The sequence below is a fragment of the Streptomyces sp. NPDC091412 genome, assembly GCF_044756885.1.
Classification (GTDB): domain Bacteria; phylum Actinomycetota; class Actinomycetes; order Streptomycetales; family Streptomycetaceae; genus Streptomyces.
Genome location: NZ_JBIVTV010000015.1, coordinates 124,223 through 137,166, shown reverse-complemented (window position 1 = coordinate 137,166; position 12,944 = coordinate 124,223). Strand labels below are relative to the sequence as shown.

The 12,944-nt window shown below is 70.9% G+C and carries 10 protein-coding genes; 4 read left to right on the top strand and 6 right to left on the bottom strand.

Translation table 11 applies throughout. The annotated features are described in order from the left end of the window. Positions 1 to 246: 246 nt before the first annotated feature. From nth to ACIQMV_RS29215, 3 genes are all read left to right on the top strand, one after another. Positions 247 to 1,191 carry an endonuclease III gene (nth, locus tag ACIQMV_RS29225; RefSeq protein ID WP_402596315.1) on the top strand — a complete coding sequence of 315 codons (945 nt, stop codon included), beginning with the start codon at positions 247 to 249 and terminating at the stop codon, positions 1,189 to 1,191. 70 nt (positions 1,192 to 1,261) lie between these two features. Then, positions 1,262 to 1,966, top strand: coding sequence for an NUDIX hydrolase (locus ACIQMV_RS29220; RefSeq protein ID WP_402596314.1), 705 nt, complete (start codon positions 1,262 to 1,264; stop codon positions 1,964 to 1,966). A 99-nt stretch (positions 1,967 to 2,065) separates the two neighbouring features. Continuing rightward, complete coding sequence (locus ACIQMV_RS29215; RefSeq protein WP_402596313.1) at positions 2,066 to 3,265, top strand: MarP family serine protease; 1,200 nt, start codon at positions 2,066 to 2,068, stop codon at positions 3,263 to 3,265. 21 nt (positions 3,266 to 3,286) lie between these two features. Here ACIQMV_RS29215 and ACIQMV_RS29210 read toward each other — a convergent pair whose 3' ends face one another. The 6 genes from ACIQMV_RS29210 to ACIQMV_RS29185 all read right to left on the bottom strand — a co-directional run bounded on the left by ACIQMV_RS29210 (position 3,287) and on the right by ACIQMV_RS29185 (position 11,363). Then, complete coding sequence (locus ACIQMV_RS29210; protein WP_141359658.1) at positions 3,287 to 3,466, bottom strand: hypothetical protein; 180 nt, start codon at positions 3,464 to 3,466, stop codon at positions 3,287 to 3,289. A gap of 127 nt (positions 3,467 to 3,593) precedes the next feature. Next, a complete protein-coding gene (locus ACIQMV_RS29205; protein ID WP_225076960.1) occupies positions 3,594 to 4,544 on the bottom strand; it encodes an alpha/beta fold hydrolase in 951 nt (316 codons plus the stop codon). After that, positions 4,541 to 5,035 (bottom strand): phage holin family protein, encoded by a 495-nt coding sequence (locus tag ACIQMV_RS29200; protein ID WP_402596312.1) that lies wholly within the window; start codon positions 5,033 to 5,035, stop codon positions 4,541 to 4,543. The genes ACIQMV_RS29205 and ACIQMV_RS29200 overlap by 4 nt, the downstream gene beginning before the upstream one ends. Positions 5,036 to 5,155: 120 nt before the next feature. After that, complete coding sequence (gene nhaA, locus ACIQMV_RS29195; RefSeq protein ID WP_141359655.1) at positions 5,156 to 6,598, bottom strand: Na+/H+ antiporter NhaA; 1,443 nt, start codon at positions 6,596 to 6,598, stop codon at positions 5,156 to 5,158. A gap of 228 nt (positions 6,599 to 6,826) precedes the next feature. After that, on the bottom strand, positions 6,827 to 8,791 hold the full coding sequence (gene acs / locus ACIQMV_RS29190) for an acetate--CoA ligase (RefSeq protein WP_402596311.1): 1,965 nt from the start codon (positions 8,789 to 8,791) through the stop codon (positions 6,827 to 6,829). A gap of 130 nt (positions 8,792 to 8,921) precedes the next feature. Further along, entirely contained in the window at positions 8,922 to 11,363 is a 2,442-nt protein-coding gene (locus ACIQMV_RS29185; protein WP_402596310.1) for a bifunctional SulP family inorganic anion transporter/carbonic anhydrase, read from the bottom strand. A 318-nt stretch (positions 11,364 to 11,681) separates the two neighbouring features. Here ACIQMV_RS29185 and ACIQMV_RS29180 point away from each other — a divergent pair, with 318 nt between their 5' ends. Continuing rightward, the gene (locus ACIQMV_RS29180; protein ID WP_402596309.1) at positions 11,682 to 12,944 is read left to right on the top strand and encodes a hypothetical protein; all 1,263 of its coding nucleotides are present in this window, start codon (positions 11,682 to 11,684) and stop codon (positions 12,942 to 12,944) included.

Below are 12,944 nucleotides of genomic sequence, written 5' to 3'. Positions count from 1 at the left end.
TCCCCATTTTGCCGGACGGTCCAAACAGTGTGATCTGTCACAAGGATGCCGCACAGGTGTGCCCGTTTACGCGGCAGGGGGCCAATCGGGGTCCGATCTCCGGGGTCCGGGGCGGATGTCGGTGCCGGGCTTTAGGCTGGCCGGGTGTCCAAATCGCCGGTGAGAGCGCAGGCCGAGGGGGCTGGGCGGGTGGTTGTACGTGAAGATTCCGCTGTGGGCGAACAAGGGCCCGACGATGGAACGAACATGGCAAAAGCGGCGAAAAAGGCACCCGTGAAGAAGGCAGTACCTCAGAAGAAGACGGCCCCCGCCAAGAAGGCCGTGGCCCCGAAGAACGTGACGGTCGCGCCGAAGAAGGCCGGCGCCGCCGTCGAGAAGGTCGCGCCGGCGAAGACGCTCGCCCCGAAACCGCCGAAGAACGAGTCGCGCACGGCCCTGGTCCGCCGGGCCCGCCGAATCAACCGCGAGCTCGCCGAGGTGTACCCCTACGCCCACCCCGAGCTGGACTTCGAGAACCCCTTCCAGCTGCTGGTCGCCACGGTCCTGTCGGCCCAGACGACGGACCTGAGGGTCAACCAGACCACGCCCGCGCTGTTCGCCAGGTACCCCACCCCCGAGGACCTCGCCGCCGCGAACCCCGAGGAGGTCGAGGAGATCCTGCGGCCCACCGGCTTCTTCCGGGCCAAGACCAAGTCGGTGATAGGCCTGTCCAAGGCGCTGACGGAGGAGTTCGGAGGCGAGGTCCCCGGGCGGCTGGAGGATCTCGTCAAGCTTCCCGGCGTCGGCCGCAAGACCGCCTTCGTGGTCCTCGGCAACGCCTTCGGACGGCCCGGACTGACCGTGGACACACACTTCCAGCGGCTGGTGCGGCGCTGGCAGTGGACCGAGGAGACCGACCCCGACAAGATCGAGGCCGCCGTCGCCGCGCTCTTCCCCAAGAGCGACTGGACGATGCTCTCGCACCACGTGATCTTCCACGGCCGCCGTATCTGCCACGCCCGCAAGCCCGCGTGCGGTGCCTGCCCGATCGCCCCGCTCTGCCCGGCCTACGGCGAGGGCGAGACGGACCCGGAGAAGGCGGGGAAGCTGCTGAAGTACGAGAAGGGCGGCTTCCCGGGCCAGCGCCTCAAGCCGCCGCAGTCCTACCTGGACGCGGGCGGTAAGCCGGCACCGCCACTGGGGGCCGGATGACACCGGCGGAACGATCTAGGTGCCATCGGGCGTTGGACACGGCAGGACGGCGAGGGGAACGGGGGTGGCGATGACGCGGGCGAGTGAGGCGAGCGGGACGCAGGGCGGCTCGGTGGCGCTCAGCACGGAAGGGCTGCCCGGCTGGCTCGGGCCGGTCGTGCGCGTGGCCGAGACGGTCCGGCCGGTCCAGCTGAGCCGCTTCCTGCCGCCGGAGGACGGCGCGGGGCGCCAGTCCGCCGTCCTGATCCTCTTCGGCGAGGCCGAGCGCGGACCCGAGCTGCTGCTCATGGAGCGGGCCGGGTCCCTGCGCTCGCACGCCGGCCAGCCGGCGTTCCCCGGCGGGGCGCTCGACCCCGGGGACGGCGACCCGCAAGGAGACGGCCCGCTGCGGGCCGCGCTGCGCGAGGCCGAGGAGGAGACCGGGCTCGAGCCGGACGGCGTCCAGCTGTTCGGCGCGCTGCCCCGGCTGTACATCCCGGTCAGCGGCTTCGTCGTCACACCCGTGCTCGGCTGGTGGCGCGAGCCCAGCCCGGTCGGTGTCGTCGACCCGGCGGAGACCGCACGCGTGTTCACCGTGCCCGTGGCGGATCTCACGGACCCCGACAACCGGGCCACGGCTGTCCACCCCAGCGGCCACCGAGGTCCGGCATTCCTGGTCGAATCGGCCCTCGTGTGGGGCTTCACCGCCGGGATCATCGACCGCCTGCTCCACTACGCGGGCTGGGAGCGGCCCTGGGACCGCGGCAAGCAGGTCCCGCTCGACTGGCGGTCATGACAGGGTGGGCACCGCGTCGGTGCTGCCGGGGGGCGGAACTCCAGGAGGACACAGGCCGACCTGGGGTGATCGGAACATGATGAGGCGAGGCTCGACGCGGTGAACGTGCTGGACATCCTGCTGCTGATCGCCGCCGCGTGGTTCGCGGTCGTGGGCTACCGCCAGGGATTCGTCGTCGGCATCCTGTCGGTGATCGGCTTCCTCGGCGGCGGACTCCTCGCCGTGTACACGCTCCCGGTCCTCTGGGACGCGATGACGGACAACACACCGGTCAGCACCACCGCGGCCGTCGTCGCGGTCATTGTCGTGATCGTCTGCGCCTCGGTCGGTCAGGCCCTGACCACCCACCTCGGCAGCAAGCTGCGCGTCTACATCACCTGGTCCCCGGCCCGCGCCCTGGACGCGACCGGCGGCGCCCTGGTCAACGTCGTCGCCATGCTGCTGGTCGCCTGGCTGATCGGCTCGGCCCTCGGCGGCACGACGATACCGACGCTGGGCAAGGAAGTGCGCAACTCCCGGGTGCTGCTCGGGGTCTCCGAGGTGCTGCCCGCCCAGGCCGACACCTGGTTCGCGGACTTCACCTCCGTCCTCGCGCAGAACGGCTTCCCACAGGTCTTCAGCCCGTTCGCCAACGAGCCCATCACCGACGTACAGCCCCCGGACCCGGCGCTGGCGAACAGCGCCGTGGCCCTGCGCGCCAAGCAGTCCGTCGTCAAGGTCATGGGTACCGCGCGCAGTTGCGGCAAGGTGCTGGAGGGCAGCGGCTTCGTCTTCGGAAACCGCCGCGTCATGACCAACGCGCACGTCGTGGGCGGGGTCGACGAACCCACCGTCCAGATAGGCGGCGAGGGAAGGAAGTACGACGCCAAGGTCGTCCTGTACGACTGGCACCGCGACATCGCCGTGCTGGACGTGCCCGACCTGAAGGCGCCGGTCCTGAAGTTCACCGGCACGGACGCGCGCAGCGGCGACGGCGCGATCGTCGCCGGCTTCCCGGAGAACGGGTCGTACGACGTCCGTGCCGCGCGTGTACGCGGGCGCATCACGGCCAGCGGCCCGGACATCTACCACCGCGGCACCGTGCGCCGTGACGTCTACTCGCTGTACACGACCGTGCGCCAGGGCAACTCCGGCGGGCCGCTGCTCACGACCGACGGCAGGGTGTACGGCGTGGTGTTCGCCAAGTCCCTCGACGACGCCGACACCGGCTACGCGCTCACGATCGACGAGATCCAGCAGGACATCGCGCAGGGTCGTACCGCGAACCAGCAGGTGGGCAGCGACGACTGCGCCCTGTAGGCCGGGCCCGCCGGTGCCGGGTCAGCCGCGGCTGTGACGCAGGCGTACTGAGACCCAGCGCGCTCGGCGGCGCAGGATGCGGGGAATGCCCACCCGTGGGTCCGTGTCCGTCAGCTGCGGAGCTCCGCGCTGATGGGAGTTGGGACCGCTCACCGAACGGCGGGTGCGTGCTACGTCGTTGTAGTCGTGCGTCCAGCCCATACCGGGACGTCTGCCCCCGCCCCAAGGTCGATAACCGCCCGCGGACTCCCCAATTGGCCTATGCGCCGGGCAATTGGCAGTTCGCAGGACAGCCGCTCACGTTCGGATACCGGGCGCGTCGGCCGGGTCACCGATCCGGCTCGGGGTCTTTCAGCCAGTTGACCAGCTCCGTCGAGAACGCCACCGGGTCCTCTTCATGCGGGAAGTGGCCGAGGCCGTCGAAGAGGCGCCAGCGGTAGGGGGCTTCGACGTACTCGCCCGAGCCGGCCGCGCTGCGGGTGCGCTGGACGGGGTCGAGGGAGCCGTGCAGGTGCAGCGTCGGCACGCGCACGGGCCGCTTCATCCGGCGGTAGAACTGGATGCCGTCGGGCCGGGCCAGGGAGCGCACCAGCCAGCGGTACGGCTCGACGGAGCAGTGCGCCGTCGAGGGGATGCACATGGCGCGGCGGTACGTCTCCACCGCCTCGTCGTCCGGCAGCCGCGGCCCCGACCAGTCCCGTACGAGCCGGGCCACCAGGGCGCCGTTGTCGGCGGTGAGCTGCCGCTCGGGGATCCAGGGCCGCTGGAACCCCCAGATGTACGAACTCGCCGCCGTCTGCCGGACGTCCCCGAGCATCGCCGAACGCCAGCGCCTGGGGTGCGGCATCGAGGCGACCGCGAGCCGCCGTACCAGCTTGGGGCGCATCGCGGCCGCCGTCCACGCCAGGTAGCCGCCGAGATCGTGGCCGACCAGGGCGGCGTCCGGCTCGCCGAGCGAGCGGACCACGCCGGTGATGTCGAGGGCGAGGTTGGCCGGGTCGTAACCGCGGGGCGTACGGTCGCTGCCGCCCACGCCGCGCAGGTCCATCGCGACCGCCCGGAAGCCCGCGTCGGCGAGGGCGACCAGCTGGTGCCGCCACGTCCACCAGAACTGCGGGAAGCCGTGCAGCAGCAGGACCAGCGGTCCGTCGCCGAGCTCGGCGATGTGGAAACGGGCGCCGTTGGCCGCGACGTCCCGGTGCGTCACCTTCCTGCCGCCGGGCAGGTCGATCCGGACGACCGGCGTCGATTGGGTCGAAGGGGTGGCGGGCTCCGTCATGAGGTCGAGCGTGCCACAGCCTCGATGGCCGCGGGGGAGCGGTCCTCCAGGGCGGCGGGCTCCCGGCGCGGGTGCGGCTTGGCCTTCTGGAGGACTCCGGCCGTCGCCTTCATGGACGCGGCGACCTTCTGCGGGCCCTGGCTCTTCTTCGCCTTCTTCGCGAGGACCACACCGATTGCCCCCAGTACGCCGGCGATCAGGCAATTGGCCCCGAAGGACACCAGGAAGCAGAGGGCCAGGTTCCAGTTGGTCCAGGTGTGAACGCCGTACGCCAGCGCGAAGTTGAGCATTGGCAGGGAGAACAGCAGCAGCGCCCCGGCCAGGCTCAGCAGGCTGCCGCTGCCCAGGCCGCGCCTGACGTCCTTCTTCAGCTGGGCCTTGGCCAGCGCGATCTCGTCGTGCACCAGTGCCGACATCTCGGTGGTCGCCGTGGCGAACAGCTGGCCGATGCTGCGTTCGGTGCCGACCGGGTTGCCGTCGGGTGCGCTCATCGCGGTCTTCCTCTCCTGCCTGACTCGGGACTGGTTCCGTCCGGTCTCTGTCCGGCTGCTGCCGCTGCCTGACTTCTGCCCGACTGGGAACGCTCCTGTCATGTGTACCGTCCCGTCAGATCATGCCGGACCGCCGTCCTGCTCGCCTGCCCTGCCCGGCACTTCGGCAAGCCGACCGTCCTGTTCGGCGGTCTTCTCCTCGGCGAGCCGGCGGTGCTCGGCGGCCTTCCGCTCGTGAATCTCGGCCATGCGCAGGTGATAGGCGGGGTCGTCCTGCTCGTAGACGTCCGGGATGCCGTCGAGGTCGTCGTCCCGCTCCTCGGACTCGCACAGCCTCCGGTACCGGGCGTTGCGGATCTTCAGCAGGACGGTCGCCAGAATCGTCGCGATCAGGGAGCCGGCGAGGACGGAGGCCTTGACCTCGTCGGTGAGCGCCGCGTCGCCGGTGAAGGCCAGTTCGCCGATGAGCAGGGAGACGGTGAAGCCGATCCCGGCGAGCGTCGCCACGGCGAACAGGTCGGCCCAGGCGAGGTCCTCGCTGAGCGACGCCTTGGTGAAGCGGGCGGTGAGCCAGGTCCCGCCGAAGATGCCGACCGCCTTGCCGACGACCAGTCCGAGGACGACGCCGAGTGTCTCGGGTCGGGTGAACACGTTGGCCAGCGCCCCGCCCGAGACGGAGACGCCCGCGCTGAACAGGGCGAACAGCGGCACCGCCAGGCCGGCCGAAAGGGGCCGTACGAGATGTTCGACGCGTTCGCCGGGGGAGGTCCTCTCGCCCTCGTGGGGGGCGCAGCGCAGCATCAGGCCCATCGCGACGCCCGCGATGGTGGCGTGGACGCCGCTGTTGTACATCAGCGCCCAGATGACCAGGGCGAGCGGCACATACACGTACCAGCCGCGCACGCCCTTGCGCAGCAGCAGCCAGAAGACGACGAGACCGGCCGCCGCGCCGCCGAGCGCGGCGAAGTTCAGGTTTCCGGTGAAGAAGACGGCGATGATCAGGATCGCGAACAGGTCGTCGACGACGGCGAGCGTCAGCAGGAAGGCGCGCAGGGCGCTGGGCAGCGAGGTGCCGATGACCGCGAGCACGGCGAGCGCGAAGGCGATGTCCGTCGCGGTCGGCACCGCCCAGCCGCCGAGCGAGCCGTCCGAGACGAGGTTGGTCAGGGCGTAGACGACGGCCGGTGCCGCCATGCCGCACAGCGCGGCGATCACCGGCAGGATCGCGGCTCTGCCGTCCTTGAGGTCTCCGGCGACGAGTTCGCGCTTGAGCTCGATCCCGGCGACGAAGAAGAAGACGGCGAGCAGACCGTCGGCGGCCCAGTGCTCCACGGAGAGGTTCAGGCCGAGGGAGGCGGGGCCGAGGTGGAAGTGTCCGACGCTCTCGTAGCTGCCGCGCAGGCCGGGGATGTTCGCCCAGAGCAGGGCGGCGACCGCGGCGAGGAGGAGGATCACACCACCGACGGTCTCGGTGCGCAGCGCGTCCGCCACGAAGTTCCGCTCGGGCAGGGACAGACGTCCCAGGAACTTGCGGGCTGGGGTGTCGGTGCGGGGCGCGGCCACGGGAACCTCCGGTCGGTGGGCATGACGGAACACATGCCGACCAGACTTCCCGGCGCACCTGAGGGTCGTTTTTCTGTTGTGGTGTCCCGCCCACCCTACCCAAGGCGGCCGAGTCGGTCCGGCGTCTTTCCGGGGACGCGGGGATGCGGAAGGGGCACCCGGCGCTGTCCCGCCGAGTGCCCCTTGACGCCGTACTCAGTCCTCGCCCGCCTTCCGGGCGTTCCCCGCTCAGTCCTCGCCGGGCGACGTGGGGAGCTTGGCCTGGATGAGGTCCATGACGGTGGAGTCGGTCAGCGTCGTGACGTCTCCGAGCTGCCGGTTCTCCGCCACGTCGCGCAGCAGGCGCCGCATGATCTTCCCGGAGCGGGTCTTCGGCAGCTCCGCCACCGGCAGGATCCGCTTGGGCTTGGCGATCGGGCCGAGCGTCGAGCCGACGTGGTTGCGCAACTCGCCGACCAGGGTCTCGGTCTCGGTGACCGCGCCGCGCAGGATCACGAACGCGACGATCGCCTGTCCGGTCGTCTCGTCCGCCGCGCCGACCACGGCCGCCTCGGCGACCGACGGGTGGGAGACGAGGGCGGACTCGACCTCGGTGGTGGAGATGTTGTGCCCGGACACGAGCATCACGTCGTCGACGCGGCCGAGCAGCCAGATGTCGCCGTCGTCGTCCTTCTTGGCGCCGTCACCGGCGAAGTACCGGCCCTCGAACCGCGACCAGTAGGTGTCGATGAAGCGCTGGTCGTCGCCCCAGATGGTGCGCAGCATCGACGGCCACGGCTCGGTGAGCACCAGGTAGCCACCGCCGCCGTGGGACACCTCGTTCGCCTCGTCGTCCACCACGGTGGCGGAGATGCCGGGCAGCGGCCGCTGGGCCGAGCCGGGCTTGGCGGCGGTCACGCCCGGCAGCGGGGAGATCATGATTCCGCCGGTCTCGGTCTGCCACCAGGTGTCGACGACCGGGGTGCGGTCGCCGCCGATGTTCTTGCGGTACCAGATCCACGCCTCCGGGTTGATCGGCTCACCGACCGAGCCGAGGATCCGCAGGGAGGACAGGTCGAACTTCGCGGGGATGTCGTCGCCCCACTTCATGAACGTACGGATCGCGGTCGGCGCCGTGTAGAGGATCGTCACGCCGTACTTCTGCACGATCTCCCAGAAGCGGCCCTGGTGCGGGGTGTCCGGCGTGCCCTCGTACATCACCTGCGTCGCGCCGTTGGCCAGCGGCCCGTACACGATGTACGAATGCCCGGTGACCCAGCCGACGTCGGCGGTGCACCAGAACACGTCGGTCTCCGGCTTGAGGTCGAAGACCGCCCAGTGCGTGTACGCCACCTGCGTGAGGTAGCCGCCGGAGGTGTGCAGGATGCCCTTCGGCTTCCCCGTCGTGCCCGAGGTGTAGAGGATGAACAGCGGGTGCTCCGCCTCGAACGCCTCCGGCGTGTGCTCGGCGGACTGCCGGTCGACGATCTCGTGCCACCACAGGTCCCGGCCCTCGGTCCAGGCGACCTCCTGGCCGGTGCGGCGGACCACGACCACGTGGTCGACGTTGTCCACGCGCTCGACCGCCTCGTCGACGGCCGGCTTGAGCGCGGACGGCTTGCCGCGCCGGTAACCGCCGTCGGAGGTGATGACGACCCTGGCGTCGGCGTCCTGGATGCGGGTGGCGAGCGCGTCCGCGGAGAAGCCGCCGAAGACCACCGAGTGCGTGGCACCGATCCTGGCGCAGGCCAGCATCGCGACCGCGGTCTCCGGGATCATCGGCATGTAGATCGCGACCCGGTCGCCCTTCCGGACGCCGAGTTCGAGCAGTGCGTTCGCGGCCCTGGACACCTCGTCCTTGAGCTCGGCGTAGGTGAGGGCGCGGTGGTCGCCGGGCTCACCCTCGAAGTGGATCGCGACGCGGTCGCCGTGTCCGGCCTCCACGTGCCGGTCGACGCAGTTGTACGCCACGTTGAGCGTGCCGTCCTTGAACCACTTGGCGAACGGCGGGTTCGACCAGTCGAGCGTCTCGGTCGGCTCCACGGCCCAGGTCAGCCGGCGGGCCTGCTCGGCCCAGAATCCCAGCCTGTCGGCCTTGGCCTGCTCGTACGCGTCCGCCGTGACGTTGGCGTTCGCAGCCAGGTCGGCGGGCGGCGCGAAACGTCGCTCCTCCTTCAGGAGGTTGGAGAGTGAAGAACGCTCGTTGTCTGCCATCGTCGCACACCGTCCCAGTGGTTTAGACCAATCAATGTGCCCGATTCTCCGAGGGCCCCAGGGTGTCGGTCAACCCCTCCCATCCTGACACCCGCTCATTCACGGGTCACGCACGACGATCCCTGGAGGTTCACTCCTGGAACGCTTTCTCGCTCGGAGTGTCCGATGCGTCGCTCAAGGTGAGGGGTGGCGCCGCCGTCTGCGGAGTCTCCGTCGCTGAGACCCGGGTGAAGGTCTCCTCGCCGTCCGCCCCCGTGAGCAGGTACGCCTCGGCCTCGCCCACATGAAAGTACATCCCGTGCAGTTCCAGCGTCCCCTCCCGCAGGGCGCGGGCCACCGAGTCGTGGGCGCGCAGGTGCTCCAACTGCTGTACCACGTTGGTGAGGCAGAGCCGCTCGACCGCGTCGGCGGGCGGCCGCCCGGCCGGCCGGGGGTCGCGGCGGCCGTCGTCCGCCATCCGCTCCAGACTGGGCAACCCGTGCCGCAGCCACCGTCCGAGCGGCGTACGGATCTGGCCGGAGCCGGAGCCGGAGCCGGAGCCGGAGCCGGAGCCGGAGGTGGAGCCGGTGCCTGAGGCGAGGTCAGGGCCCGAGGCGAGGAGTGCCTGCATGGCCCCGCACCCGGAATGGCCGCACACCGTGATGGAGCGGACCCCGAGCACGTCCACCGCGTACTCCACGGCCGCCGCCACCGAGTCGTCCTCGCCCTGTCCGGGCGGCGGCACGAGGTTGCCCACGTTCCGCACGACGAAGAGGTCGCCGGGACCACTGGAAGTGATCATCGACGTGACCAGTCGCGAGTCGGCGCAGGTCAGGAAGAGTTGGGACGGGCGCTGCCCCTCCCGCGCCAGCCGCGCCAGTTCCTCGCGCACCCGGGGTGCGGTGCTGTGCTGGAACGCGCGGATGCCGTGCGCCAGCCGGTGGCCGCGGTCGCCGGGTGCCGGTGTCGTGCTCCCGCACTGGTGGTTGCGCCAGGGCGTCCAGGGCCTGCAGCGGCACCGGACGCCGTCCGGCGCGGCGGGCTCGGCGATGCGGACCCCGGCGCGACGGCCGGTGAGTTCGACCGAGCCGCCCTGCGCGGTGTGCGTCCGCTGCCAGTCCTGAAGCGACTCGTACGCCGCGTGATCCATGAACGAGCCGTCCAGCCGGACGACCGCGGCGGCTCCCGGCGGCACGAGGTGCAGGGCCCGGCTGAGCCGCGGCACCGCTAAGAACGTCAACTGCCCTCGTACATGTACGTGATGGACTCCTTTCCGCTCCTCGTGCGTGATGCGGGTGCGGGTGAGGCGGCGCAGGGCGACGGTGACGGCGACGGCGATGCCGAGGGCCACGCCCTGGAGGACGCCGAGGACCGCAACTCCGAGGGCGGTGGCGGCGTACACCGGCACCTCCTGGTGGCGGGTCACCGTGCGGATGTGGTGCGGGGACACCATCTGGATGCCGACGGCCATCACCAGGGCGGCGAGCGAGGCGAGCGGGACGAACTCCAGCGCCGGGACCATCAGCAGCGCGGCGATCACTACGAGAACGCCGTGCAGCATCGTGGAGTTCCGGCTCACGGCACCCGCGCGCACATTCGCCGTGCTGCGCACGGCCACCCCGGCGACCGGCAGGCCGCCGAGCGCGCCGGAGACGACGTTGGCGGCGCCCTGGCCGAGCAGTTCCCGGTCCAGGTCCGAGCGGCCGACCCGGGTGGCCGGTCCGGCGCGGCCCGCGACCAGTTTGTCCACGGCGACCGCGCCGAGCAGCGACTGCACACTGCACACCAGCGTGGTGCCGAGCACCGCGGCGACGAGCCCGAGCGCCGGCCCCTGGGGCAGTCCGGCCAGGGCGTGGCTGCGCCAGGACGGCAGATCGACCCTGGGCAGCACCAGTCCGGTGAGGGAGGCGACGGCGGTGGCCGCGGCGACGGCGACGAGCGCGGCCGGCACCTTGCCCAGCAGGCGCCCCGCCCGCCCGGGCAGGCGCGGCCAGGTCAGCAGCACCGTCAGCGTCAGCGCGCTCACGGCGAGGGCCGCCGGGTCGAGACCGGTCAACTGGGCAGGCAGGGAACGGAGGTTGTCGAGCACGGAGCTCTGCGGGCTGCCGCCGAGGACGATGTGCACCTGGGCGACGGCGATGGTCACCCCGATCCCGGCGAGCATGCCGTGTACGACGGCGGGGCTGACGGCGAGCGCGCCGCGGGCCACGCGCAGGCAGCCGAGGGCGAGTTGGGCGAGACCGGCGAGAACCGTGACGGCGCAGGTCGTACGCCATCCGTAGCGCTGGATCAGATCGGCGGTGACGACGGTGAGTCCGGCGGCCGGGCCGCTTACCTGAAGCGGTGAGCCGCCGAGCCGTCCGGCGACGAGTCCGCCCACCGCGGCGGCCACGAGGCCGGCCCGCAGCGGGGCGCCGGTGGCCAGGGCGATACCGAGGGAGAGGGGCAGGGCGATCAGGAAGACCGCGACGGAGGCCGACAGGTCGGCGCCCGCGAGCTGGAAGCGGCGCGGTCGCCGGGGCGGGCTGTGGGGTGGATGGGAACGCTCTGTGCGGGCGGACTTCGCGGTGTGGGCGGGGACGCAGGCCGGCATGTTTCCCGTCTCCTCGGGGTGGCGCGGTCGCGGAACTCTCGACTGACTCGACTTTCGGCTGACTCAGCGGGACTTGATGGGAACGGCGGATCAATGCCGAGTAAAGCGATCGTAATGCCGCGTAAAGGCCACACCTCGATTGTCAACTCGAATGGGGCAGCAAATCACCTCGTTGAGTGAAGCGGGCTTTTTGTCGGCTTGTCATGCTAATTCCTTTTCCGGTCCATGCGATCTTGACGGCGCTGTCGGCCCGCCCGGCACGTCACCAGCACACGCCGTCTCGGCGTTGGACGAGAGAAGGAAGAAGGTGGGCGGAACATGGCCACCACCCGGAGGATCGCCGTGGGCATCGCCGTCGCCACGGTCTGCGCCTCGTCGCTCGCCGGTTGCGCGAGCGGCCCCGAGGCGCCGAGGCGGGGTGCGCCCGGCGCCCCTCGGAAGGGTCCGCAACTGCCGGGAAACATCGTCCGCCTGATCGGCGACGGTTCCACCGCGTACACCGGGACGCAGCCGCACCTGCTCAGGCCGGAGCGGCTCAAGGCCGGTGAGAAGCCACCGCAGTTCGTCGTGTTCTCCTGGGACGGGGCGGGGGAGGACGGCCAGAAGCTGTTCTCCCGCTTCCGCGAGGTCGCCAAGGCCAACAACGCGACCATGACCTACTTCCTCAGCGGCGTGCACCTGCTCCCGCGGGGGAAGCGGGACCTGTACCGCCCGCCGCAGCACGCCCCGGGCAGCTCCGAGATCGGTTTCAACGACGCGCAGGGCATCGCCGACACGGTCGGGCAGGCGCGTCTGGCGTGGCTGGAGGGCAATGAGATCGGCACGCATTTCAACGGTCACTTCTGCGGCCTCGACGGCGGAGTCGGAACGTGGTCGGTCGACGAGTGGAAGAGCGAGATCGCCCAGGCCAAGCAGTTCGTGAAGACCTGGAAGTCCAACACCGGTATGAAGAACACCGCTTCGCTGCCCTTCGACTACGACAAGGAACTCATCGGCGGCCGTACCCCGTGCCTGGAGGGCCAGAAGAACTTCGTCAAGGCGGCGAGCCAACTGGGCTTCCGCTACGACAGCAGCGGCGTCAACAACCAGGTGTGGCCCAAGAAGAGGGACGGCCTGTGGGACCTGTCCATGCAGCTCGTGCCCTTCCCCGGGCACACCTTCGAGCAACTGGCCATGGACTACGACTTCATGGTCAACCAGTCCGGCACGCAGACCCAGGGCGACCCCGCCAAGTTCGACCACTGGGGCAACCAGATGCGCGACGGCCTGCTCAAGGGCTTCTACCGGGCCTACGACGGCAACCGCGCCCCGCTGGTGATCGGCAACCACTTCGAGTCCTGGAACGGCGGCACCTACATGCGCGCCGTCGAGGACGTCGTGAAGGAGGTGTGCAACAAGCCCGACGTGCGCTGTGTCTCCTTCCGTCAGCTGGCCGACTGGCTGGACGCCCAGGACCCGCGGGCCCTCGCCGAGCTGCGGACCCTCAAGGTCGGCGAGGCTCCGGCGCGGGGCTGGGCGTCCTTCCTGTCGAGCCGTCCGGCCCCGGCCCCCAAGGGCGTGCCCGGGGCGCCCAAGCCGTAG